This window comes from Aestuariicoccus sp. MJ-SS9 (assembly GCF_032586235.1).
Classification (GTDB): domain Bacteria; phylum Pseudomonadota; class Alphaproteobacteria; order Rhodobacterales; family Rhodobacteraceae; genus Aestuariicoccus.
Genome location: NZ_JAWHTD010000006.1, coordinates 73,013 through 95,016, shown reverse-complemented (window position 1 = coordinate 95,016; position 22,004 = coordinate 73,013). Strand labels below are relative to the sequence as shown.

Annotated in this window: 22 protein-coding genes; 12 read left to right on the top strand and 10 right to left on the bottom strand. The window is 62.8% G+C overall.

Features of this window, described 5'->3' with window-relative positions; all coding sequences use genetic code 11:
* Positions 1-52 precede the first annotated feature (52 nt).
* Both RXV88_RS06510 and secB read left to right on the top strand, forming a co-directional pair.
* The gene (locus tag RXV88_RS06510) at positions 53-544 is read left to right on the top strand and encodes an FxsA family protein (protein ID WP_316291309.1); all 492 of its coding nucleotides are present in this window, start codon (positions 53-55) and stop codon (positions 542-544) included.
* A 57-nt stretch (positions 545-601) separates the two neighbouring features.
* Positions 602-1,111 (top strand): protein-export chaperone SecB, encoded by a 510-nt coding sequence (gene secB / locus RXV88_RS06505; RefSeq protein WP_316291308.1) that lies wholly within the window; start codon positions 602-604, stop codon positions 1,109-1,111.
* Positions 1,112-1,115: 4 nt separating this feature from the next.
* Here the strand turns inward: secB and dnaQ are convergent, their stop codons facing one another.
* The 5 genes from dnaQ to RXV88_RS06480 form a co-directional block, all read right to left on the bottom strand.
* Positions 1,116-1,802 (bottom strand): DNA polymerase III subunit epsilon, encoded by a 687-nt coding sequence (gene dnaQ, locus RXV88_RS06500; RefSeq protein ID WP_316291307.1) that lies wholly within the window; start codon positions 1,800-1,802, stop codon positions 1,116-1,118.
* Positions 1,795-2,388: a dephospho-CoA kinase gene (gene coaE / locus RXV88_RS06495; protein ID WP_316291306.1), complete on the bottom strand. Its 594-nt coding sequence runs from the start codon at positions 2,386-2,388 to the stop codon at positions 1,795-1,797. The genes dnaQ and coaE overlap by 8 nt, the downstream gene beginning before the upstream one ends.
* Positions 2,385-3,218 (bottom strand): shikimate dehydrogenase, encoded by an 834-nt coding sequence (locus RXV88_RS06490; RefSeq protein WP_316291305.1) that lies wholly within the window; start codon positions 3,216-3,218, stop codon positions 2,385-2,387. The genes coaE and RXV88_RS06490 overlap by 4 nt, the downstream gene beginning before the upstream one ends.
* A complete protein-coding gene (locus tag RXV88_RS06485) occupies positions 3,215-3,814 on the bottom strand; it encodes a nucleoside triphosphate pyrophosphatase (RefSeq protein WP_316291303.1) in 600 nt (199 codons plus the stop codon). Before RXV88_RS06485 ends, RXV88_RS06490 begins: the two co-directional genes overlap by 4 nt.
* A gap of 173 nt (positions 3,815-3,987) precedes the next feature.
* Positions 3,988-4,284, bottom strand: coding sequence for a hypothetical protein (locus tag RXV88_RS06480; protein WP_316291301.1), 297 nt, complete (start codon positions 4,282-4,284; stop codon positions 3,988-3,990).
* A gap of 45 nt (positions 4,285-4,329) precedes the next feature.
* Here RXV88_RS06480 and rho point away from each other — a divergent pair, with 45 nt between their 5' ends.
* From rho to RXV88_RS06450, 6 genes are read left to right on the top strand one after another with little or no spacing between them, the layout of a single operon-like run.
* A complete protein-coding gene (gene rho, locus RXV88_RS06475; protein WP_316291299.1) occupies positions 4,330-5,601 on the top strand; it encodes a transcription termination factor Rho in 1,272 nt (423 codons plus the stop codon).
* Positions 5,602-5,617: 16 nt separating this feature from the next.
* On the top strand, positions 5,618-6,901 hold the full coding sequence (gene mnmE / locus RXV88_RS06470) for a tRNA uridine-5-carboxymethylaminomethyl(34) synthesis GTPase MnmE (protein ID WP_316291298.1): 1,284 nt from the start codon (positions 5,618-5,620) through the stop codon (positions 6,899-6,901).
* Positions 6,902-6,913: 12 nt separating this feature from the next.
* Positions 6,914-8,782, top strand: coding sequence for a tRNA uridine-5-carboxymethylaminomethyl(34) synthesis enzyme MnmG (gene mnmG, locus RXV88_RS06465; RefSeq protein ID WP_316291296.1), 1,869 nt, complete (start codon positions 6,914-6,916; stop codon positions 8,780-8,782).
* Positions 8,779-9,402 carry a 16S rRNA (guanine(527)-N(7))-methyltransferase RsmG gene (rsmG, locus tag RXV88_RS06460; RefSeq protein ID WP_316291295.1) on the top strand — a complete coding sequence of 208 codons (624 nt, stop codon included), beginning with the start codon at positions 8,779-8,781 and terminating at the stop codon, positions 9,400-9,402. The genes mnmG and rsmG overlap by 4 nt, the downstream gene beginning before the upstream one ends.
* Positions 9,395-10,204, top strand: coding sequence for a ParA family protein (locus RXV88_RS06455; RefSeq protein WP_316291294.1), 810 nt, complete (start codon positions 9,395-9,397; stop codon positions 10,202-10,204). Before rsmG ends, RXV88_RS06455 begins: the two co-directional genes overlap by 8 nt.
* 24 nt (positions 10,205-10,228) lie before the next feature.
* Positions 10,229-11,140, top strand: a complete 912-nt coding sequence (locus tag RXV88_RS06450) for a ParB/RepB/Spo0J family partition protein (RefSeq protein ID WP_316291293.1) — start codon at positions 10,229-10,231, stop codon at positions 11,138-11,140.
* Here the strand turns inward: RXV88_RS06450 and hemW are convergent.
* Genes hemW through rph form a run of 3 tightly spaced genes read right to left on the bottom strand, consistent with a single transcriptional unit; the run spans position 11,137 to position 13,608 of the window.
* The gene (gene hemW, locus RXV88_RS06445) at positions 11,137-12,294 is read right to left on the bottom strand and encodes a radical SAM family heme chaperone HemW (protein ID WP_316291291.1); all 1,158 of its coding nucleotides are present in this window, start codon (positions 12,292-12,294) and stop codon (positions 11,137-11,139) included. The genes RXV88_RS06450 and hemW overlap by 4 nt on opposite strands.
* Entirely contained in the window at positions 12,287-12,898 is a 612-nt protein-coding gene (rdgB, locus tag RXV88_RS06440; protein ID WP_316291288.1) for an RdgB/HAM1 family non-canonical purine NTP pyrophosphatase, read from the bottom strand. Before rdgB ends, hemW begins: the two co-directional genes overlap by 8 nt.
* Positions 12,895-13,608, bottom strand: a complete 714-nt coding sequence (rph, locus tag RXV88_RS06435) for a ribonuclease PH (RefSeq protein WP_316291286.1) — start codon at positions 13,606-13,608, stop codon at positions 12,895-12,897. The genes rdgB and rph overlap by 4 nt, the downstream gene beginning before the upstream one ends.
* A 111-nt stretch (positions 13,609-13,719) precedes the next feature.
* Here rph and hrcA point away from each other — a divergent pair, with 111 nt between their 5' ends.
* Both hrcA and RXV88_RS06425 read left to right on the top strand, forming a co-directional pair.
* The gene (gene hrcA, locus RXV88_RS06430) at positions 13,720-14,784 is read left to right on the top strand and encodes a heat-inducible transcriptional repressor HrcA (protein WP_316291454.1); all 1,065 of its coding nucleotides are present in this window, start codon (positions 13,720-13,722) and stop codon (positions 14,782-14,784) included.
* An 8-nt stretch (positions 14,785-14,792) separates the two neighbouring features.
* The gene (locus RXV88_RS06425) at positions 14,793-15,359 is read left to right on the top strand and encodes a nucleotide exchange factor GrpE (protein ID WP_316291284.1); all 567 of its coding nucleotides are present in this window, start codon (positions 14,793-14,795) and stop codon (positions 15,357-15,359) included.
* 12 nt (positions 15,360-15,371) lie between these two features.
* Here the strand turns inward: RXV88_RS06425 and mutS are convergent, their stop codons facing one another.
* Positions 15,372-17,990, bottom strand: coding sequence for a DNA mismatch repair protein MutS (mutS, locus tag RXV88_RS06420; RefSeq protein WP_316291453.1), 2,619 nt, complete (start codon positions 17,988-17,990; stop codon positions 15,372-15,374).
* 118 nt (positions 17,991-18,108) lie between these two features.
* On the opposite strand from mutS, the gene RXV88_RS06415 reads away from it, so the two are divergent.
* Together RXV88_RS06415 and RXV88_RS06410 are read left to right on the top strand one after the other, a co-directional pair.
* Positions 18,109-20,364, top strand: coding sequence for an NADP-dependent malic enzyme (locus RXV88_RS06415; RefSeq protein WP_316291283.1), 2,256 nt, complete (start codon positions 18,109-18,111; stop codon positions 20,362-20,364).
* A gap of 2 nt (positions 20,365-20,366) precedes the next feature.
* Entirely contained in the window at positions 20,367-21,239 is an 873-nt protein-coding gene (locus tag RXV88_RS06410) for a ribokinase (protein ID WP_316291281.1), read from the top strand.
* Here RXV88_RS06410 and msrA read toward each other — a convergent pair.
* The gene (gene msrA, locus RXV88_RS06405; RefSeq protein WP_316291280.1) at positions 21,236-21,898 is read right to left on the bottom strand and encodes a peptide-methionine (S)-S-oxide reductase MsrA; all 663 of its coding nucleotides are present in this window, start codon (positions 21,896-21,898) and stop codon (positions 21,236-21,238) included. The genes RXV88_RS06410 and msrA overlap by 4 nt on opposite strands.
* Between the last annotated feature and the right edge of the window lie 106 nt (positions 21,899-22,004).

The following is a 22,004-nucleotide window of genomic DNA, read 5'->3' as shown; positions in this document are numbered from 1 at the left end:
GTGAGGCGTGCAGGCAAGTCCACCGCACGCCCTATGGAAAGGAACTGTGCATATGTGGCTTTTCGTGGCTTTTCTGGCCGTCCCGCTGATCGAGATCGCGCTGTTCATTCAGGTCGGGGGTCTGATCGGCCTCTGGCCGACGCTCGCGATCGTGGTTTTGACGGCCATTCTGGGGACATGGCTGGTGCGCTCGCAGGGTCTGATGGCGATCAACCGGCTGCGCGGCACGTTCGAGCGGCTGGACGATCCGACCGAACCGCTGGCGCATGGTGCGATGATCCTAATTGCGGGCGCGCTGCTGCTGACGCCGGGATTCTTCACCGATGCCGTAGGCTTTGCGCTGCTGACGCCGCCGGTGCGGGTGGCGCTCTTCAAATATCTGCGCGCCCGTGTGCAGGTGCACCGCTTTGAAATGGGGCAGGGGCCGCAGCGCCCCGCGCGCGAGGACGTCATCGAGACCGAGTATTCCGAGGTGCAGCCCCCCGAAGAGCCCCACCCGCCAAAGCGCCCCAATCATCCAGGATCACAATGGACCAAGCATTGAGCCTTTGACCGGCTCCTGCTAACCATTCATCAAAGAATTTCGGATTGGAGAAAACTTATGGCCGAAGAAGCAGCACCGAACGGCGCACAAGCCGCCGCCGCACCGCAGATCAAGATGAACGTTCTGGCGCAATTCATCCGCGACATGTCGTTCGAAAACATCCTTGCCCAGAAGGGTTCGGGCGGCGAGGTTAAGCCGGACGTTCAGGTCCAGGTCAACCTCGATGCCAAGAAGCGGACCACGGAAAACCAGTACGAGGTCGTGATCAAGCTCAAGATCGACAGCAAGAACAAAGGCAGCGAGGATCGCCTGTTCCTGCTCGAGCTGGAATATTCCGGCGTCTTCAACATCGAGAATGTCCCGGAAGAGCAGCTGCACCCCTTCCTGCTGATCGAATGCCCGCGGATGCTGTTCCCGTTCGTGCGCCGGATCGTGTCGGACGTCACGCGCGACGGCGGCTTCCCGCCGCTGAACCTGGAAACCATCGATTTCCTCGCGCTCTACCGTCAGGAAATCGCGCGCCGTCAGGCGGCGCAGGCGGCGGGCGAAACCAAGGCCGACGCCTGATCGCCTAGCGCGACCAGAGGGCGTTATCGCCCAGCTTCTCGACAAAGGCGGCGTGAGCCGCCTTTTCTTCTTCGCTCAGCCGCGAGGGCAGGGTCGTCGGCCGCGGCATCGGCCGCCAGTCTTCCTGCCCGCCGGTCCCCTGGCCGGACGAATGCGAGTGCGACAGGCCGAAATCCGGCTGCTTGCCGCCGATCAGTTCCAGATAGACCTCGGCCAGAATCTCACTGTCCAGAAGCGCGCCGTGCAGGGTCCGGCTGGAATTGTCGATGTTGAACCGACGGCATAGCGCATCGAGCGACGCGGGCGAGCCCGGGAATTTCTTGCGGGCGATGGCCAGCGTATCGACGGCGCGCTCCCACGGTATCGACGGGCGCTTGACCCAGGCCAGTTCGGCATTGAGAAACTTCATGTCGAAGGCGGCGTTGTGGATCACCAGCTTGGCATCGCCGGCAAAGGCGATGAACTCGTCCACGATCTGCGCGAAAACCGGCTTGTCCCGCAGAAAGTCGTCACCCAGCCCATGCACCTCAAACGCCTCTTGCGGCATCGCGCGTTCGGGATTGATGTATTGGTGATAGGTCTTGCCGGTGGGCACATGGTTATAAAGCTCGACCGCGCCGATCTCGACGATCCGGTCGCCCTGCTCGGGGTCAAAGCCTGTGGTTTCGGTGTCGAGAACGAGTTCACGCATCGCCGATCCGCTCCTGTATCGCTTGGACGACATCCTGCACCTGTGCGGCCGCATGCTCAAGCGTGTCTGTTGTGATCACAAAATCCGCCCGGGCGCACTTCTGCTCATTGGGCATTTGCCGCGCCAGGATCTGATCGAGCTGTTCTGCGCTCATCGTACCGCGCTCCAACACCCGTTTTCGCTGCTCTTCCGCAGGAACAGAGACACATGTGACCGCATCCATCTCAGCCTCGGCCCCAGTCTCGAACAGCAGGGGGATGTCGAAGACGCAGATGCTGTCGGCATGGGCCTTGGCGAAATCGTCGCGGTCTTGCCGCACCAAAGGATGCACGATCTCTTCGATCCTTTGCAGCGCCCCCGGGTCGTCCTGGATGATCTGCCGCAGCGCGTCGCGCGACACGCCTTGATCTGTCACCGCCGACGGAAAGGCCGCGCGCATCGGCGCAACCGCCGCGCCCCCCGGGGCGTAAAGCCGATGCACCGCCGCATCCGCATCCCAGACGACACAACCCAGATCGGCAAACAAACCCGCGGTCGTGGATTTGCCCATGCCGATCGAGCCTGTCAGGCCAAGCTTGAACCTCATCGCAGAACGGCGGCGCGGGTGGCCTCGTCTACCTCCGGCCGGAAACCGAACCAGCGTTCGAAACCCGGCACCGCCTGATGCAGCAACATGCCCAACCCGTCGACCACCTGGCACCCCTGTTCCGCCGCGACCCGCAAAAAGCGCGTTTCCAAAGGGGTGTAGACCAGATCGTTGACCACCGTGCCGGGCCGAAGCCCGTCAAGCGGCACGCGAAATTCCGGCTTGCCCACCATGCCGAGCGAGGTGGTGTTCACGACCGTCGCCGCGTCGTCCAGCACATTGCCTGCCTTGACCCATTCCACCACCGTCAAACGGTTGCCGAAATCCTCGCGCAGCTTTTCGGCCCGCAGGCGGGTGCGGTTGGTGATCCGGATCTCGGGCACGCCCACATCCAGCAGCGACGCCACGATGGCCCGCGCCGCACCGCCCGCGCCGAAGACCACGGCGGGCCCAGCAGTCGGATCCCAGTTCGGCGCGGATTGGCGCAGGTTCTCGATGAACCCATAACCGTCGGTGTTGTCCGCATGAATGCGTCCGTCCTTGCGGAAGATCAGAGTATTGGCCGCCCCGATCAGCGTGGCCCGGTCACTGACCTGATCGGCAATCGCCATCACACTTTCCTTATAGGGAATGGTGATGTTGACCCCGACAAACCCCATCCTGGGCATCTGCCGCAAACTGACCTCAAGATCCTCTGAGGCGATGTCCATCGGCACATAGAACCCCGGCAGCCCGTATTTCCTCAGCCAGTGCCCGTGCAGCCGGGGCGAGCGGGAATGCGCGATAGGCGAACCGATCACGCCGGCCAGCGGTATCTTGATATCGCTCATGTCGCCAAATCCCCTCTCAGAACCAGATGGTTCAGCAATTCCAGCAGCGGCAGACCGAGGATGGTGAAGTGATCGCCCTCGATCCGCGTGAAAAGCCGCACGCCTTCTTCCTCAAGCTTATACCCGCCGACCGAGTGGCGCACAGACTCCCAGTTGCGGTCAAGATAGTCTTCGATGAAGCCATCCGACAGATCGCGCATGTAAAGCCGCGCCTGGCCCACATGCCGCCAGGTCGGTTCGCCGTTTTCGTAAAGTACGGCAGCGGACAGCAGCATATGCCGGTCGTTGCACAGGCGTCTCAGCTGTGCGGCGGCCTCTTCGCGGGTTTCGGGTTTGCCAAGAATATCGTTCTTGTGCGCCAGAACCTGATCGCAGCCCAGGACCAGCGCGCCCGGATCCTTGGCGCTGACGCGGCGCGCCTTCATCTCGGCCAGGGCATCGGCGATGTCGCGGGGGCTGGCCTCCTCTGCGACCAGCGCATCCCGCACCGCGGCCTCGTCGATTCGCGCCACCTCGGTCCGGAAGGGCACACCGGCCGATTCCAGCATTTGGGCCCGGATCGACGACCCGGAGGCAAGGACAAGCTCGAATGACATGTGGATAGTTCGGTAGAGAACCCTGGTGACGACGCTGCGCATGTTTCTGCGGAAAAAGCCCGGACAATGCAAGCCGGGGACAAATCGGCGAAACCACCGGTGGATCAGCGCTTTTTTCCGGAAGGGATAAGGATAAATCGGATCCCGTGGGCAAAGCGGTCTTTCCACGGAACCTACTGCATTTGTCCCAGCTGGGGTTGAAACCCGAAGGTCGGATAATCATTTGTGCTGAAACGGATTTCCAGACCGTGGATGGGGTTCTCCACAGATTTGGGAAACGTCAGGCGCACAAAAATCACCCTGTTGAAAAGCCTGCGGGCAAATAAGTTATCCCAAGAAATCGGCTTCCCTAAGACATCATCATCTTTTCTTTCTTTATTTCTTTTTAAGAATGCCTTGTACCGGTCTCGATTGACTCTGAGAGCAGTGCAGGATACCTCCATCGTGCCCGTCCGGGCGATGACTTCCATTCCATAGCTACGAACTGCGCGGTTTCCCGCGCCAGAAGGTTGTACATGAGCACCGAGAAACTCAACCTTGCGGATCTGAAGGCGCATAGCCCCAAGGATCTGCTGTCCATGGCCGAAGAGCTTGAGATCGAGAACGCCTCGACCATGCGCAAAGGCGAAATGATGTTCCAGATCCTGCGTGAGCGGGCGGATGAAGGCTGGGAAATCTTTGGCGACGGCGTGCTTGAGGTCTTGCAGGACGGTTTCGGATTTCTGCGCTCGCCCGAGGCGAACTATCTGCCGGGCCCGGATGACATCTATGTCTCGCCCGAGATGATCCGCAAATACTCGTTGCGCACCGGCGACACGATTGACGGCGCCATTCGCGCGCCCGAGGATAACGAGCGGTACTTTGCGCTGATCAATGTCTCGCAGATCAACTTTGAAGAGCCCGAGCGTGCACGCCACAAGGTGAGCTTTGAGAACCTGACGCCGCTCTATCCCGACGAACGCCTGAAGATGGAGATCGAGGATCCCACCATCAAGGATCGTTCGGCCCGGATCATCGACCTGGTGGCGCCCATCGGCAAGGGGCAGCGCTGTCTGATCACCGCGCCGCCGCGCACCGGTAAGACGGTGCTGCTGCAGAACGTGGCGCATTCGATCGAAACCAATCACCCCGAGTGCTATCTGATCGTCCTGCTGATCGACGAACGCCCGGAAGAGGTGACCGACATGCAGCGGTCTGTGAAAGGGGAGGTCGTGTCCTCGACCTTCGACGAACCGGCAACGCGGCACGTGGCTGTGTCCGAGATGGTGATCGAAAAGGCCAAGCGTCTGGTCGAGCATAAACGAGATGTTGTTATCCTTCTTGACTCGATCACAAGACTTGGTAGGGCGTTCAACACCGTTGTGCCGTCCTCGGGTAAGGTTCTGACCGGTGGTGTGGACGCTAACGCGCTGCAGCGGCCCAAGCGGTTCTTCGGTGCCGCGCGGAATATCGAGGAAGGTGGGTCGTTGACCATCATCGCCACCGCGCTGATCGACACCGGCAGCCGCATGGACGAGGTCATCTTCGAGGAATTCAAAGGCACCGGTAACTCGGAAATTGTGCTCGACCGCAAGGTCGCCGACAAGCGCGTCTTCCCGGCGATGGACATCCTCAAATCCGGCACCCGGAAAGAGGATCTGCTGGTCGACAAGATCGATCTGCAAAAAACCTTTGTCCTGCGCCGCATCCTGAACCCGATGGGGACCACGGATGCGATCGAGTTCCTGATCTCGAAGCTCAAGCAGACCAAATCCAACGCCGAGTTCTTCGACTCGATGAACAGCTGATCCCGCCGGGGGTTACATGGATACGATCTTTGCGCTCGCAACGGCCGAGGGAAAATCGGGCGTTGCGATCATTCGCATTTCCGGGCCGGCGTCCTGGGCGGCGGTCGAACGCCTTTGCGGGTCCTTGCCGGCGCCGCGAATGGCCGGGCTGCGCCGCCTGAGGGCGGCGGATGGGTCGTTTCTGGACGATCCACTGGTTCTGTGCTTCGAGCAAGGGGCGAGCTTTACGGGCGAACAAAGCGCAGAGCTTCACCTGCACGGCAGCATTGCCGTGGTTCGCGCCGTCCTGCGCGAACTGGGTGCGCTGGACGGGTTGCGCCAGGCGGAACCGGGCGAATTCACCCGCCGCGCGATGGAGAACGGGCGGCTCGACCTGATCCAGGTCGAGGCGCTGGCCGACCTGATCGAATCCGAAACCGAATTGCAGCGGCAACAGGCCTTGGCGGTGCATGAAGGCGCGTTCGGTGACAAGGTGGCTGTCTGGCGCCGCGATCTGATCCGCGCCGCCGCTTTGCTCGAGGCGACGATCGACTTCGCCGATGAGGATGTGCCGGTTGATGTGTCGGACGAGGTTCGGGAGCTGCTGCAGAAAACCGATGCGGATCTGGAGCAGCAGATCGCCGGGTCTTTCATTTCCGAACGCGTCCGCACGGGCTTCGAGGTCGCCATTGTCGGCGCGCCCAATGTCGGGAAATCGACCTTGTTGAACGCGCTGGCGGGGCGAGAGGCCGCAATCACCTCTGACATCGCCGGAACGACCCGCGACGTGATCGAGGTCCGTATGGACCTTGACGGCCTCCCTGTTACGATCCTCGACACGGCAGGGATGCGCGACACCGACGACGTGATCGAGGCGATGGGCGTCAAACGCGCGCTGGAGCGGGCGCAATCGGCGGACCTCCGCATCTTTCTGATCGACGAGGGGACCGATCTGCCGGTCGATCCGTCGCCGGACGATCTTGTCCGGACCACCAAGGCCGACATGACCGGCGACCCCAAGGGGATTTCGGCCAAGTCCGGGCAGGGCGTGTCAGAGCTGATCGCGGAGATAAAGGACCGGTTGGTTCATCGCGTCCGCAAGGCCGGCCTTGCGTCGCGGGAACGTCACAGGGTGGCGATGATCCACGGCCGCGAGAACATCGCGCAGGCGCTCGAAATTCTTGAACACGGACCCGAGCAATATGATATTGCGGCGGAAGAGGTGCGCGTCGCAGCGCAGAAACTGTCCGCACTGGTGGGCCACGTCGACGTCGAGCACCTGTTGGACGAAATCTTTGCGAGCTTCTGTCTCGGCAAGTGAGGAGTGTTTCACGTGAAACACAATGACGCGGATGTAATCGTAATCGGCGGCGGTCATGCGGGGGTCGAGGCCGCGGCGGCCTCTGCGCGCATGGGTGCGAAGACGTTTTTGGTCACCCTGTCCGAGGACAACATCGGCGTCATGTCCTGCAATCCGGCGATTGGCGGTCTGGGCAAAGGCCACTTGGTGCGCGAGATAGACGCGCTGGACGGCGTCATGGGCCGCACCGCGGATATTTCGGGCATCCAGTTCCGGCTTTTGAACCGTCGGAAGGGACCTGCGGTTCAGGGGCCCCGCGCGCAAATCGACCGGCAGCTCTACAAGTCCGCGATGCTGGCCGAGATCAAGGGGACGCCGAACCTTAGCGTCGTTTCTGGCGAGGTGACCGATTTCATCCTCGAGCAAGACAAGATCGCTGGCATCCGGCTGGCGGACGGTAGCGATATTCGCGCTGCAGCCGTTATTTTGACCACGGGTACATTTTTGCGCGGCGTCATCCATATTGGCGATGTGGCGCGGCCTGGGGGGCGGATGGGCGACAAGCCTTCCGTCCGGCTGGCAGAGAGGATCGACGATTTCGGGCTTCCGCTCGGCCGGCTGAAAACGGGAACGCCCCCGCGTCTGGACGGGCGGACGATCCGTTGGGATGTGCTGGAGACGCAGCCAGGCGACGATGATCCCGTGCTCTTTTCCTTTCTGTCGAAAAGGGTTTCCGCGCGGCAGGTGCCCTGCGGGATTACGCACACAAACGCGCACACACATGAGATCATCGAAAAGAACCTGTCCCGCTCGGCCATGTACGGCGGTCACATCGATGGCGTGGGCCCGCGCTATTGCCCCTCGATCGAGGACAAGATTGTCCGGTTTGCGGACAAAACCTCGCATCAGATTTTTCTCGAACCCGAGGGGCTGAGCGACGACACCATCTATCCGAACGGCATTTCGACGTCGCTGCCCGAGGATGTGCAGCGCGACTATGTGCACAGCATCGTCGGGCTTGAAGAGGCGGTGATCCTCCAGCCTGGCTACGCCATTGAATACGATTACGTGGATCCACGCGCGCTGGATGCTACGCTGGCGGTGAATGGGTTGAAGGGGCTTTACCTCGCCGGGCAGATCAACGGCACCACCGGATATGAGGAGGCCGCCGCGCAGGGCATGGTGGCTGGACTGAACGCGGCGCGTCACGCCTTTGCGGGCGAGCGGGTCACCTTCAGCCGCGCGGACAGCTATATCGGCGTCATGATCGACGATCTTACCACGCGCGGCGTGTCGGAACCCTACCGCATGTTCACCTCGCGCGCTGAATTCCGTCTTTCGTTGCGCGCCGATAACGCGGATCAGCGGCTCACGCCTCTCGCCATCGTGCTGGGTATTGTGTCGGAAGAGCGTCGCAAAGCCTTTCTGGAAAAGCAGAATGCACTGGACTCCGCCAGGGAGCTTCTTGAATCTAGCGTTTTGACTCCCTCGGAACTGCGGGCAGGGGGTCTGCCGGTGAAACAAGATGGGCAAAAGCGTAACCTCTTCCAAGTGCTGGCTTTCCCCGAGATCGGTTTTGAGGATATTTCACCCCTGGTGCCGAACGTGGATGAGATCACTGCCAAGACCCGCCAGCAGCTGGAAACAGACGCGCTCTATGCGAATTATGTCGAGCGGCAGCAAAAAGACGTCGAAGCGCTTAGACGGGATGAGGCCTTGGCGATCCCCGTGGATTTCGATTTTGAGGAGGTCCAAGGCCTGTCCGCAGAATTGCGCGGTAAACTGACCAAGGCGCGGCCGGAAAGCATCGGCCAAGCCGCCCGGATTGATGGGATGACGCCTGCGGGCCTGACACTGGTGTTGTCGAAGCTGCGTCAGAATATGCGCAAACGCTCAGCATGACCGCTGATCTGGACAGCGTCGTAGGCCATCCTGTTTCACGTGAAACAATCGAGCGGCTCGAGCACCACGTTGTTTTGTTGAAGAAGTGGTCGCCCAAGATCAATCTCGTCGCACCCGGGACGTTGGCAGATGCATGGCAGCGACACGTCCTGGACAGCGCGCAGTTGTTCCGTTTGATCCCCGAGGGCGCCCGGTCCTATCTCGATGTCGGCAGCGGTGCGGGGTTCCCCGGTTTGGTGGTTGCAGCGCTTGCGAAAGAACTGTTGCCCAAACTTGAAATCACGCTTGTTGAAAGCGATCAGCGGAAATGCGCGTTCCTGCGGAGTGTTTCACGTGAAACAGACCTTGGGGTCACTGTCCTGTCAAAGCGTATCGAAAAGCTCGCTCCGGTACAAAGCGATGTGATCAGCGCCCGGGCCGTGGCCGATCTAACCAGCCTGCTGGATATTACGGATTTGCACCTGAAACCCGACGGGCTCGCGCTTTTTTCAAAAGGCGAAAGCTGGCAGAACGAAGTTCTTGCTGCACAGGCAAAATGGCGCTTTCGCTATGAGGCGCACGCAAGTATAACCAAGAAAAACGCAGTAATCCTGGCAATTCACGAGCTTTCGCATGTCTGACCTGTCCCGCCCGCAGGGCCCCAAGATCGTCGCGGTGGCGAACCAGAAAGGGGGCGTTGGCAAGACGACGACCACCGTCAATCTGGGTGCCGCGCTGGCGGAACAGGGCTTGAGCGTATTGGTCGTCGATCTTGATCCGCAGGGCAACGCCTCGACCGGGTTGGGCATTGATCCAGAGCGGCGCGATTACACGACCTACGATTTTCTGCTGGACGATGCGCCTTTGGCTGACATCATTCTGGACACAGGCATCGAAAACCTGTCCATCATCCCGGCAACCGTCGATCTAAGCTCGGCGGATATGGAGCTGATGTCGTCAGAAAAACGCAGTTTCCTGCTGCATGACGCGCTGCGTCAGCATGGGATGGATACCTACACGTTCGACTTCGTGCTGATCGACTGCCCGCCGTCTCTCAACCTTTTGACGGTCAACGCGATGGTCGCCGCGCATTCCGTGCTGATCCCGTTGCAGAGCGAATTTTTCGCGCTGGAAGGGTTGTCGCAGCTGATGTTGACAATCCGCGAGGTGCGGCAGACGGCGAACAACGATCTGCGGATCGAGGGCGTCGTTCTGACCATGTACGACGCGCGCAACAACCTGTCGCAACAGGTCGAAGCGGATGCGCGCGCCAATCTGGGCGAGCTGGTCTTTCAAACCGTCATCCCCCGAAACGTCCGCGTCAGCGAGGCGCCGTCCTTTGCCATGCCTGTTCTGAATTACGACACCGCGTCCAAGGGCGCGCGAGCCTATCGGGATTTGGCGGTCGAAGTGCTGCGGAAAAACGCGAAACTCGCGGCTTAGGTCGCCAACTGAAGGAGCAGTAAGATGGCGGACAGGAAAGAAGCACGTCGCGGTTTGGGGCGCGGATTGTCGGCTTTGATGGCCGATGTCGATCCTCAGACCGCATCGCCAGCGCAGGGTTCGGCCGGCCAGGGCGGTGTGACGCGCATCCCGATCGAGGGGCTGGAGCCGAACCTCGATCAGCCGCGCCGCAGTTTTGACGAGGACCGGCTGGCGGAATTGTCCGAATCGATCCGTGCCAAAGGCGTTCTTCAGCCGCTGATCGTCCGGCGCAAGCCGGGGTCGGAGGACACGTATCAGATTGTCGCCGGGGAACGCCGCTGGCGCGCGGCGCAGCGGGCGCAACTGCACGAGCTGCCGGTTCTGGTGCGCGAATTCACCGATACAGAGGTTCTCGAGGTTGCGATCATCGAGAATATCCAGCGGGCCGATCTGAACCCGATTGAAGAAGCGGCGGGCTACAAGCAGCTGATGTCGCGCTTTGGTCATACGCAGGAACAGATGGCCGAGGCCCTGGGCAAAAGTCGCAGCCACATCGCAAACCTGCTTCGGTTGCTGAACCTGCCGGATAGTGTGCAGAAAATGGTAATGGATGGGGTCTTGTCCGCTGGTCACGCGCGGACCCTGGTGACCGCAGAGAAACCGGAAGAGCTTGCGCAGAGGATTGCGACCAAGGGGCTTTCGGTGCGCGAGGCGGAAAAGCTGGCGAAGGCCGGGAGTGACAAGGGGGAGGCGTCCAAGAAGCCCGGATCAAGCGGTGTTGGTGTCGAAAAGGACGCGGACACCAAGGCGCTGGAGGGCGATCTGTCCGCGGCGCTCGGGATGAAGGTCTATGTCGATCATAAGCCGGGCGGGGAGTCGGGCCGGGTGACGATCAGCTACGACACGCTCGAACAACTGGATTCGCTCTGCATGATCCTGAGCAGGGGCGATTAATCCGGCAACAGCCGTTCGATCACGCTGTTGAGCACCATGCGCCCTCGCAGCGTCGCGCCGACCCGTCCTTCTTTCGACCAGAGCATTCCAAGCTGGACAAGGTCCTGAACCGCGTCCTGGGGCAGGGCGTGATCGGACAGGCGGCGCACGCGGTCGACATCTATCCCTTCTCTGACCCGTAGCCCCATCATGATGGCTTCACCCACATGATCTTGTAGGCTCAGCGGCCCCCATGTTGAGGTCGTGGCACCGCCCTCGGCGGCGTCGAGCCAAGCCTTGGGCATCTTCAACGCATCGAAAGCGTGGCGCTGGCCGTTAATCGTCAAACGTCCATGCGCACCAGGGCCGACTGCGGCCCAGTCGCCGTTACGCCAATAGATCAGGTTGTGCCGCGATTCCGCACCGGGTTTGGCGTGGTTCGAGACCTCGTAGGCGGGCATTCCGGCGACGGTGCAAAGCTTTTGCGTCACCTCGTACATATCCGCCGCCAAGTCGTCATCCGGCAACCCGCGCAAACCGCCAGCGCGGGCGCGGTCCCAAAAGGCGGTGCCTTCCTCGATAGTCAGCTGGTAAAGCGACAGATGATCGGCGGCCATGTCGAGCGCGGTGGAAAGCTCGGCGCGCCAGTCGTCCAGCGACTGGTTCTGCCGCGCATAGATCAGATCGAAACTGACCCGGCCGAAGGTCTGTCGCGCGATCTGAAACGCAGCCTGCGCCTCGGCGGCACTGTGCAACCGGCCCAGACGGCGCAGATCGGGGTCGTTCAGCGCCTGGATGCCCATCGACACGCGGTTCACCCCGGCGCGGGCGTAGCCTTCGAACCGGGCGGCCTCGACCGAGCGGGGGTTGGCCTCCATCGTGATCTCGATGTCGTTGGCCCAGGCCCAGTGGTCGCGGCTGGCGCGAAGCACCGTTTCGACCGTTTCGGGCAACATCAGAGACGGAGTCCCGCCCCCGAAAAAGATCGAGGACAGCGCGCGGCCTTCGGTTTTTTCACCCTGAAGGCGGATTTCGCGGGCCAGAGCCTCGGCCCAGCGGGTCTGATCGACCTGCGCGACCACATGGCTGTTGAAGTCGCAATAGGGGCACTTGGCCTCGCAGAACGGCCAATGGACGTAAAGCCCGAACCCGCCGTTCTGCCAATCCTCAGTCAAAGCAGCCTTTCACGAACTTGGCGAAGGCGTCGGCGCGGTGGCTGATCTTGTTCTTTTCCCAGCGGTCCATTTCACCGAAGGTGATGTCGTATCCTTCGGGCTGAAAAACAGGGTCATAGCCGTGCCCCTGATCGCCGCGCATGGGCCAGACGACCTTTCCTTCCATCACGCCGGGGAAGACCTCGTCATGGCCATCGGGCCAGGCCAGCACCAGGGTGCAGCAGAACCGCGCGGTCCACGGTTCGGGCGCACCGCGTTCCAACAGTTCGTCATGGGCGCGCGTCATGGCCATGACAAAGTCGCGACCGGAGTCTGTTTCGGCCCAATCGGCGGTGTAGATGCCGGGCGCCTTGTCCAGCGCGTCGATCTCGATCCCGCTGTCGTCGGACAGCGCGGGCAGGCCGGTGGCCTTGGCGGCGGCATGGGCCTTGATACGGGCGTTTTCCACAAAGCTGGTCCCGTCCTCGACCGGTTCGGGCAGGTTCATCTCGGCGGCGCCGACGACGGTCACCCCGAAGGGCGCCAGAAGATCGGCGATCTCTTCCAGCTTGCCCTTGTTGTGGGTCGCGACCAGCAGGCGGTCGCCGTTGAACTTGCGGGTCATGCGGTGGCCGCCAGCTGCGCCTCGACCAGATCGGCGACGCCGGCCTCGGCCAGGTCCATCAGCTGCGCCATCTGATCGCGCGAGAAGGTCGCGCCCTCGGCGGACATCTGCACCTCGATCAGCTGGCCGTCGCCGCGCAGGATGAAGTTGCCGTCGACCCCGGCCTCGCTGTCCTCGGGATAGTCGAGGTCGAGAACGGCCTGCCCGGCGTAAATCCCGCAGCTGACCGCCGCGACGGGCGAGATCAGCGGATCGCTGATCACCTCGCGCGCCTTCATCAGCTTGTTGACGGCCAGCCGCAGCGCAACCCAGCCACCGGTGATCGAGGCGCAGCGGGTGCCACCATCGGCCTGGATCACGTCGCAATCGACAGTGATCTGTCTCTCACCCAGCGCAACGCGGTCGATCCCGGCGCGCAGGCTGCGGCCGATCAGGCGTTGGATTTCCACCGTGCGCCCGCCTTGCTTGCCCGCCGTCGCCTCGCGCCGCATCCGGCTGGTGGTCGAGCGGGGCAACATGCCGTATTCCGCGGTCACCCAGCCAAGCCCGCTGCCCTTGATGAAGGGCGGCACACGGTCCTCGACGGTGGCGGTGCAGAGCACATGGGTATCGCCCATTCGAATCAGACACGACCCTTCGGCGTGTTTCGTGACATCCGTTTCGATTGAAACGGCGCGCATTTCGCTTAAATTCCGTCCAGACGGTCTCATGAGATCCTCTCCAAAGCTTTGCTTGGGGATATGGTCGCCGACCGTTGCTTGCAACCCTGATTGACCTTTGGGTCAGGCCGTCTTTAATGACCGGGGTGGATTGGAATGACGATGCAGGACGCCGCACATCTTCTGGAACAGATGAACGACCGCTCGCGCGAGGTGTTTCGCCGGGTGGTCGAGGGGTATCTTGACACTGGTGAGCCGGTCGGGTCGCGCACGCTGACGCGCACGCTTAGCGAAAAGGTGTCTGCCGCGACGATCCGCAACGTCATGCAGGATCTGGAATTCCTGGGCCTTCTCGACAGCCCCCATGTCAGCGCCGGCCGCATTCCGACGCAGCTGGGGCTGCGGATGTTCGTGGACGGGCTGCTGGAGGTGCGCGAGCTCGACAATGACGACCGCGTCAAGCTGGACGCGACAATGTCGTCGAACGCCGACAATGTCAGCGGTCTGCTGGACCGGGTCGGGTCGGCCTTGTCTGGCGTGACCCATGGCGCGTCTTTGGTGCTGACGCCCAAGCACGAAGCGCCGATGAAGCACATTGAGTTCGTCAGCCTCGGCCACGACCGCGCGCTGGTGGTTCTGGTCTTTGCCGACGGCCATGTGGAAAACCGGCTGTTCACGCCGCCACCCGGGCAGACGCCCAGCTCGATGCGCGAGGCGGCGAATTTCCTTAATGCCCTGATCGAGGGGCGCACCCTGTCCGAGCTGCGGCGGGTGATGACGCTGGAAATCGCCAAGCGGCGGCAAGAGCTCGATTCGCTGGCGGCGGATATGGTCGAATCGGGGATGGCGATCTGGGATAGCGAGTCAGACAATTCCGGGCGTCTGATCGTGCGAGGCCGGGCGAATCTGCTGGGGCAGGACGGGCAGGCCGAAGAGCTGGAGCGCATCCGCAGTCTGTTCGACGACCTCGAGCGCAAACAGGACATCGCCGAATTCCTCGAACTGGCCGAGGACGGCGAGGGTGTGCGCATTTTTATCGGGTCGGAGAATAAACTTTTCTCACTTTCGGGTTCCTCTCTGGTGGTGTCTCCTTATATGAACGCTGACCGTAAGATCATTGGCGCGGTGGGCGTAATCGGCCCCACGCGTCTGAACTATGGCCGGATTGTCCCGATTGTGGACTACACGGCGCAGCTGGTGGGCAAGCTTATCTCCGACCGGAGCTAGAGGTACGAATGGCAGATCCGAAGAAAGAAGATTTTCTCGACGATATCGAAACGGCCGAGGCCGAGGCTTATGCTGACGATATGGCCGAGATTGACGATGAGGCGATGGAACTGGACAGTCTGCGCGCCGAGCGGGACGAACTGAAGGACCGTTTCATGCGCGCGCTGGCCGACGCCGACAATGCGCGCAAACGTGCGGACCGGGACCGTCGCGAGGCGCAGCAATACGGCGGCACGCGAATCGCACGCGATCTGCTGCCGGTCTACGACAACCTGCACCGCGCATTGGCCGCTGCGAAGGAAGAGCAGGGCGATGGCCCGGCAAGCCCCATCGTCGAGGGTGTGGAACTGACGCTGCGCGAGCTGATGAAGGTATTCGAACGCCACGGCGTGACGCGCATCACCCCCGAGGTCGGCGAAAAATTCGACCCCAAGACGCATGAAGCCATGTTCGAGGCGCCGGTGCCCGGTACCAAGGCGGGTGACATCATCCAGGTGTCGACCGAGGGCTTCATGCTGTACGACCGGCTGCTGCGTCCCGCACAGGTCGGCGTCAGCTCGACCCCTGCGTCATAGGTCAATGCGGGTCTAATCTCGCGCCAGCGCCTTGAGGTCGTAAAGCGCCTGCAAGGCCTCGCGCGGGGTCATTTCATCCGGATGTATGTCCTTCAGCCTGTCCTCTACGGGGGACGGGCCTGACTTGGGTGCGGGCGGCGGCGTTGCGCTGACGGCGGAAAAGAGTGGCAGATTGTCGATCAGCGCCTTGGGCGATGTCTTGTCCCGCTCGCCCTTTTCCAGCGCATCCAGAACCGTGCGGGCCCGTTCGATCACCGGCTTGGGCAGACCGGCCAGCTGCGCCACCTGCACGCCGTAGCTGCGGTCGGCGGCGCCGTCGCGGACCTCGTGCAAAAAAATCACCTCGCCGTTCCATTCCTTGACTGCCACGGTGGCGTTGCGCACCCCGTCGAGCTTGCCCGCAAGCGCGGTCAACTCGTGGTAATGTGTGGCGAACAGCCCGCGCACCCGGTTCCCGGCGTGCAGATGTTCCAGCGTGGCCCAGGCGATGGAAAGCCCGTCATAGGTCGCCGTGCCGCGCCCGATCTCGTCGAGGATCACAAGCGCGCGGTCGTCGGCCTGATTGAGGATCGCGGCGGTTTCGACCATCTCGACCATGAAGGTCGAGCGCCCGCGCGCCAGATCGTCAGACGCGCCGACACGGCTGAAAATCTGGCTGACCAGCCCGATATGCGCGTTGCGCGCGGGAACATAGCTTCCGATCTGCGCCAAGAGCGCGATCAGCGCGTTCTGCCGCAGGAAGGTCGATTTACCGGCCATGTTCGGCCCGGTCAAAAGCGTGACCGATGCGGCCTCGCCATCAGCGCTGAGGTCGCAATCGTTGGCGATGAAGGTCTCGCCCGCCTGTTGCAGCGCGCGTTCCACCACCGGGTGACGACCGCCCTCGATGGCAAAGGCGCGGCTGTCGTCAACATGTGGCTTGCACCAGTCCTGCGCGCGCGCCAGATCAGCCAGTGCCAGCGCCAGGTCGATCTCGGCCAGCCCCAGCGAGGTTTCCGAGATCGCCGGTGCGACCTCGAGAATAGCCGCTTTCAGGGTGTCATAGAGCCGCTTTTCGATCTCCAGCGCTTCGCCGCCGGCGTTGAGGATGCGGGTTTCCAGCTCTGACAGCTCGACCGTGGTAAAGCGCACCTGGTTGGCGGTGGTCTGGCGGTGAATGAACGTATCCGACAGCGGCGGCGACTGCATCTTTTCGGCATGGGTCGCCGTGGTTTCGATGAAATAGCCCAGCACGTTGTTGTGCTTGATCTTGAGCGACCCGACCCCGGTCTGCGCCGCATAATCCGCTTGCATACCCGCAATCACGCCGCGCCCTTCGTCGCGCAGTTTGCGGGCCTCGTCGAGCGCGTCGTCGTATCCGGGCGCGATGAAACCGCCGTCGCGGGCCAGCAGAGGGGGTTCAGCGACCAGCGCGGCATCCAGCAGGTCGATCAGCGGGTCGTGGCCGGTCAGCGCGCTGCGCGCCTCGGCCAGAAGATCGGGCAGTTCGGCACTCGCCAGCGTCTCGGCAATATCGGATGCCTGGGTCAGCGCGTTGCGGACCGCCGCCAGATCGCGCGGGCCGCCGCGATCCAGCCCGAGCCGCGACAACGCGCGGTCCAGATCGGGCACCTTCCGCAGCATATCGCGCAGGGATAGAGCCTGATCCGCCTCGATCGCCCAGTCGATGGCCGCCAGCCGATCGTGCACGATCGCAAGGTCGCGCGAGGGCGAGGTGATCCGCCGCTCCAACAACCGCGCACCGCCTGCCGTGACCGTCCGGTCGATGACCGACAAGAGCGACCCTGAACGCCCGCCGTTCATGGAATGCGTCAGTTCCAGGTTGCGCCGCGTAGCCGAGTCGATCTGCATCAGCCGACCGATGGCGTCCTTCTGCGGAGGGCGCAGCAGCGGCAGGCGGCCTTTCTGCGTGATGTCGAGGTAATCGACAAGCGCCCCCATGGCCGACAGTTCGGGCCGCGCGAAATTGCCGAACCCGGCCAAAGTCTGCACCCCGAAGAGCGCGCACAGCCGCGCCTCGGCCCCGGTGCTGTCGAAGGACGCGGGGGCAAGCACCGTGGGCAGGATCCCCAGATCCGACAGCACGGCGCGCAGAGTTTCCTCGACGCTTTCCGACACCAGAACCTCGCTTGGGGCAAGGCGCGCCAGCTCTGCGCCGATCCGGGCCTGGGTCAGGGGCATGACGTGAAACGCGCCGGTCGAGATATCGGCCCAGGACAGGGCAAATTCGTCTCTGACCCGGCACAACGCCGCCAGATAATTGTGCCGCCGCGCTTCAAGCAGCGATTCCTCGGTCAGGGTGCCGGGGGTGACCAGCCGTATCACGTCGCGCTTGACCACGGATTTCGACCCGCGCTTCTTCGCCTCGGCAGGGCTCTCCATCTGTTCGCAGACCGCCACGCGAAAGCCCTTGCGGATCAGGGTCTGCAGATAGCCGTCGGCGGAATGCACCGGCACGCCGCACATGGGGATGTCGTCGCCCGCGTGCTTGCCCCGCTTGGTCAGCGCAATGTCCAGCGCCTCGGCCGCGGCGGCAGCATCGTCGAAGAACATCTCGTAGAAATCGCCCATCCGGTAGAACAAGAGCGCATCGGGGTATTGCGCCTTGATCTCGAGATATTGCGCCATCATTGGCGTTACACTGCTGCTGTTAGCGCTCACAGACTACCCCCTGCTGCTTTGTCGTGACATTAAGGCCTGCAACACGGCGGCGAAACCCGATATTCCCGCCGCAGCATTGGGAACGGACATGTCGAAACTGAAATTCACCCGCGAAGAGGCGCTGGCCTTTCACTTGGAACCCACCCCCGGCAAATGGGAGGTCAACGCGACCGTCCCGATGACCACGCAGCGGGATCTGAGCCTGGCCTATTCCCCCGGTGTCGCGGTGCCCTGCGAGGATATCGCCGAAAACCCCGAGCTGGCTTATGACTATACCAACAAGGGCAACCTGGTGGCCGTTATCTCGAACGGGACGGCGGTGCTGGGGCTGGGGAACCTCGGCGCGCTTGGGTCGAAGCCGGTGATGGAGGGCAAGTCGGTGCTCTTCAAACGCTTCGCCGACGTGAATTCCATCGACATCGAGCTGGATACCGAGGACCCGGACGAATTCATCAAGGCCGTGCGGCTGATGGCGCCGACCTTTGGGGGCATCAACCTCGAGGACATCAAGGCGCCTGAATGCTTCATCATCGAGCAGACGCTGAAAGAGCAGCTGGATATCCCGGTGTTCCACGACGACCAGCACGGCACGGCGGTGATCTGCGCCGCGGGGCTGATCAACGCGCTGCATCTCAGCGGCAAGGATATCGGCGACGTCAAGATCGTGCTGAACGGTGCGGGGGCGGCGGGGATCGCCTGCATAGAGCTGCTCAAGTCGATGGGCGCCAGGCATGACAATTGCATCGTCTGCGACACCAAGGGCGTCATCTATCAGGGCCGCACCGAGGGCATGAACCAGTGGAAATCCGCCCATGCGGTCAAGACCGAGGCGCGCAGCCTCGAGGAGGCGATGAAAGGCGCGGACGTGTTCCTGGGGGTCAGCGCCAAGGGGGCCGTCACACCCGACATGGTCGCCAGCATGGCGGACGATCCGGTGATCTTCGCCATGGCGAACCCCGACCCCGAGATCACGCCCGAAGACGCCCATGCGGTGCGCGCCGATGCCATCGTCGCCACCGGGCGCAGCGACTATCCGAACCAGGTGAACAACGTTCTGGGCTTTCCCTACCTCTTCCGCGGGGCGCTGGATATCCACTCCCGCGCCATCAACGACGAAATGAAGATCGCCTGCGCCGAGGCGCTGGCGGCGCTGGCGCGTGAGGATGTGCCCGACGAGGTGGCGCTGGCCTATGGCAAGAACCTGACCTTCGGGCGGGATTACATCATCCCGACGCCCTTTGATCCGCGCCTCATCCACCGCATTCCGCCCGCTGTCGCCAAGGCGGGGATGGACACCGGCGCTGCGCGGCGTCCGATCATCGACATGGAGGCCTATGAGGTCGGTCTGCGCGGGCGGATGGACCCGACCGCCAGCATCCTGCGCGGCATCAACGCCCGGGCCCGTGCGGCGCAGGCTCGCATGATCTTTGCCGAGGGCGACGACCCCCGCGTGCTGCGCGCGGCGGTGATGTATCAGAGGTCGGGTCTGGGCAAGGCGTTGGTCGTGGGCCGCGAGCCGGATGTGAAGGCCAAGCTGGAGGCCGCCGGGCTGGGCGACGCCGTGCGCGAGATCGAGGTCGTGAACGCCGCGAACACCCGCTATCTCGAGACGTACAAGGCATTTCTCTACCAGCGGCTTCAGCGCAAGGGCTTTGACCGGACCGATATTCACCGCATGGCGGCGCGCGACCGGCATGTCTTTGCCGCGCTGATGCTGGCGCATGGGCATGGCGATGGGCTGGTCACCGGGGCGACGCGGAAATCGGCCCATGTGATGGAGCTGATCAACCACGTCTTTGACGCCGACGCCCAGCACGGCGCCGCCGGGGTGACGACCCTGCTGCACAAGGGGCGGATCGTGATGATCGCCGACACGCTGGTGCACGAATGGCCCGACGAGCACGACCTGGCCAATATCGCCGAACGCGCTGCCGGGGTGGCCCGGCATCTGGGTCTGGAACCACGCGTGGCCTTCGTCAGCTTTTCGACATTCGGCTATCCGGTGTCGGAACGCGCGGAAAAGATGCACCTGGCCCCGGATGTGTTGGCAAAGCGCGGCGTCAGCTTTGAATACGAGGGCGAGATGACCGTCGATGTCGCGCTCAATTCCCACGCGCAAGAGGCCTATCCCTTCCAGCGCCTGACCGGCCCGGCGAATATCCTCGTTGTGCCCGCGCGGCATTCCGCCTCGATCAGCGTCAAATTGATGCAAGAGATGGCCGGTGCGACGGTGATCGGGCCGATCCTGGCCGGTGTCGACAAGTCGATCCAGATCTGTTCGACCAACATGACCGCGAACGACATTCTGAACATGGCGGTTCTTGCGGCGTGCAAGGTGGGCTGAGGATGACGATCTACAACCTTGGCTCCATCAACGCCGATCTCTTCTACCAGCTTCCGCATCTGCCGGGGCCGGGCGAGACTCTGGCCTCTGACACGCTGACCCGGGGCTTGGGCGGCAAGGGTGCGAACATGTCCGTCGCCGTGGCGCGGGCGGCGGCGCATGTGGTGCATATCGGCGCGGTCGGCGCGGATGGGCGCTGGGCGGTTGAACGTCTGACCGAATACGGCGTCGACACCCGCCACATCGCCACCGCGGCCGAGGATACCGGCCATGCGATCATCCTGGTCGACGCGGGGGGCGAGAACTCGATCATCCTGCATCGCGGCGCGAATTGGACCTTGTCAGAGACTGAAATCGCCCTCGCGCTGGAACCCGCAGTCCCCGAGGACACGTTCCTCTTTCAGAACGAAACCAACGCGCAAGCCGAAGGCGCGCGCATGGCGTCTGCCAAGGGAATGCGCGTGGCCTATGCCGCGGCACCCTTCGATGCCCGGGCGGTGCAGGCAGTGTTGCCGTTGCTCGATCTGCTGGTGCTGAACGAGATCGAAGCGGCGCAGCTTCAGGCGGCCACGGGTCTGTCGCCCGATAAGCTGCCGGTGCGGGATGTCGTCGTGACGCTGGGGGCCGAGGGCTGCCGCTGGTACAACACCGATGACGGCACCGATCGGGCCTTTGCCGCCATTCCGGTGACGCCAGTCGACACCACAGGCGCGGGCGACACCTTTACCGGCTATCTTATCGCCGGGTTGGATCGGGGGATGCCAATGGCGCAGGCCATCGGTCTTGCCACGCAGGCGGCGGCGATCATGGTGACACGGGCCGGGACGGCCGACGTGATCCCAGATCTGAAGGATGTGCAGGACGCCCGGCTTTAGCCACTGATAAAGGGCGCGTCCTTGCCCCACAGCTTTTCGATCCGCGCGTCGCGTTTGCAGCCCTTGCGATACCGCTTGTAGGCATCCGCCTGCCGGATCGCGCCGAACCGGGTCAGCACGCGCTTGGTGCCCTTGTAGTAATCCTGATGATAGGCCTCGGCCTTGTAGAACAGTCCGGCCTCAAGGATCGGCGTCACGATCTTGCGCCCCAGCGCCTTTTCGGCTTCAGCCTTCGCCCGTGTCGCCGCTGCCTTTTCCGCCGGGTTAGAGACGAATATCGCCGTGCGATAGCTGTCGCCCCGATCGCAGAACTGCCCGCCCGCATCGGTCGGATCGACCGAGCGGAAGAAGAGGTGATAAAGCTCATCGCGGGTCACGACGCCGCTGTCGTAGTCAATGCGCACCGCCTCGTAATGGCCGGTGCCGCCGCGCGTGACTTGCTTGTAGGTAGGGTTCTCGGTGGTGCCGCCGGTATAGCCCGACACGGCCTCTGTCACCCCTTTGACCTTCTCGAAATCCGCCTCGACGCACCAGAAACAGCCGCCCGCGACGACGATATGGCGCAGCTCTCCGGCATGGGCGCGGTGGGCGTTGATTGCCAGTCCTGCAAGGATCATCAGCGACAATAGCCAGGGGCGAGCGGTCATCAGGTGGGGCATTGTGGTCTCCTCTCTCATACAGGCTGCGCCCGAGCGGCACATCCCGCAAGGGCCGCAACACGATTTCACCGGAAGGTGAGCTTGCGTGACCCGAACGGCGGGCCTA

Excerpts from the sequence above, each read along its gene's own strand:
- RXV88_RS06510 (WP_316291309.1), top strand. The coding sequence starts at position 53 with ATGTGGCTTTTCGTGGCTTTTCTGGCCGTCCCGCTGATCGAGATCGCG.
- secB (WP_316291308.1), top strand. The coding sequence starts at position 602 with ATGGCCGAAGAAGCAGCACCGAACGGCGCACAAGCCGCCGCCGCACCG.
- dnaQ (WP_316291307.1), bottom strand. The coding sequence starts at position 1,802 with ATGCGTGAACTCGTTCTCGACACCGAAACCACAGGCTTTGACCCCGAG.
- coaE (WP_316291306.1), bottom strand. The coding sequence starts at position 2,388 with ATGAGGTTCAAGCTTGGCCTGACAGGCTCGATCGGCATGGGCAAATCC.
- RXV88_RS06490 (WP_316291305.1), bottom strand. The coding sequence starts at position 3,218 with ATGAGCGATATCAAGATACCGCTGGCCGGCGTGATCGGTTCGCCTATC.
- RXV88_RS06485 (WP_316291303.1), bottom strand. The coding sequence starts at position 3,814 with ATGTCATTCGAGCTTGTCCTTGCCTCCGGGTCGTCGATCCGGGCCCAA.
- RXV88_RS06480 (WP_316291301.1), bottom strand. The coding sequence starts at position 4,284 with ATGGAAGTCATCGCCCGGACGGGCACGATGGAGGTATCCTGCACTGCT.
- rho (WP_316291299.1), top strand. The coding sequence starts at position 4,330 with ATGAGCACCGAGAAACTCAACCTTGCGGATCTGAAGGCGCATAGCCCC.
- mnmE (WP_316291298.1), top strand. The coding sequence starts at position 5,618 with ATGGATACGATCTTTGCGCTCGCAACGGCCGAGGGAAAATCGGGCGTT.
- rsmG (WP_316291295.1), top strand. The coding sequence starts at position 8,779 with ATGACCGCTGATCTGGACAGCGTCGTAGGCCATCCTGTTTCACGTGAA.
- RXV88_RS06455 (WP_316291294.1), top strand. The coding sequence starts at position 9,395 with ATGTCTGACCTGTCCCGCCCGCAGGGCCCCAAGATCGTCGCGGTGGCG.
- RXV88_RS06450 (WP_316291293.1), top strand. The coding sequence starts at position 10,229 with ATGGCGGACAGGAAAGAAGCACGTCGCGGTTTGGGGCGCGGATTGTCG.
- rdgB (WP_316291288.1), bottom strand. The coding sequence starts at position 12,898 with ATGACCCGCAAGTTCAACGGCGACCGCCTGCTGGTCGCGACCCACAAC.
- rph (WP_316291286.1), bottom strand. The coding sequence starts at position 13,608 with ATGAGACCGTCTGGACGGAATTTAAGCGAAATGCGCGCCGTTTCAATC.
- hrcA (WP_316291454.1), top strand. The coding sequence starts at position 13,720 with ATGCAGGACGCCGCACATCTTCTGGAACAGATGAACGACCGCTCGCGC.
- RXV88_RS06425 (WP_316291284.1), top strand. The coding sequence starts at position 14,793 with ATGGCAGATCCGAAGAAAGAAGATTTTCTCGACGATATCGAAACGGCC.
- mutS (WP_316291453.1), bottom strand. The coding sequence starts at position 17,990 with ATGATGGCGCAATATCTCGAGATCAAGGCGCAATACCCCGATGCGCTC.
- RXV88_RS06415 (WP_316291283.1), top strand. The coding sequence starts at position 18,109 with ATGTCGAAACTGAAATTCACCCGCGAAGAGGCGCTGGCCTTTCACTTG.
- RXV88_RS06410 (WP_316291281.1), top strand. The coding sequence starts at position 20,367 with ATGACGATCTACAACCTTGGCTCCATCAACGCCGATCTCTTCTACCAG.
- msrA (WP_316291280.1), bottom strand. The coding sequence starts at position 21,898 with ATGCCCCACCTGATGACCGCTCGCCCCTGGCTATTGTCGCTGATGATC.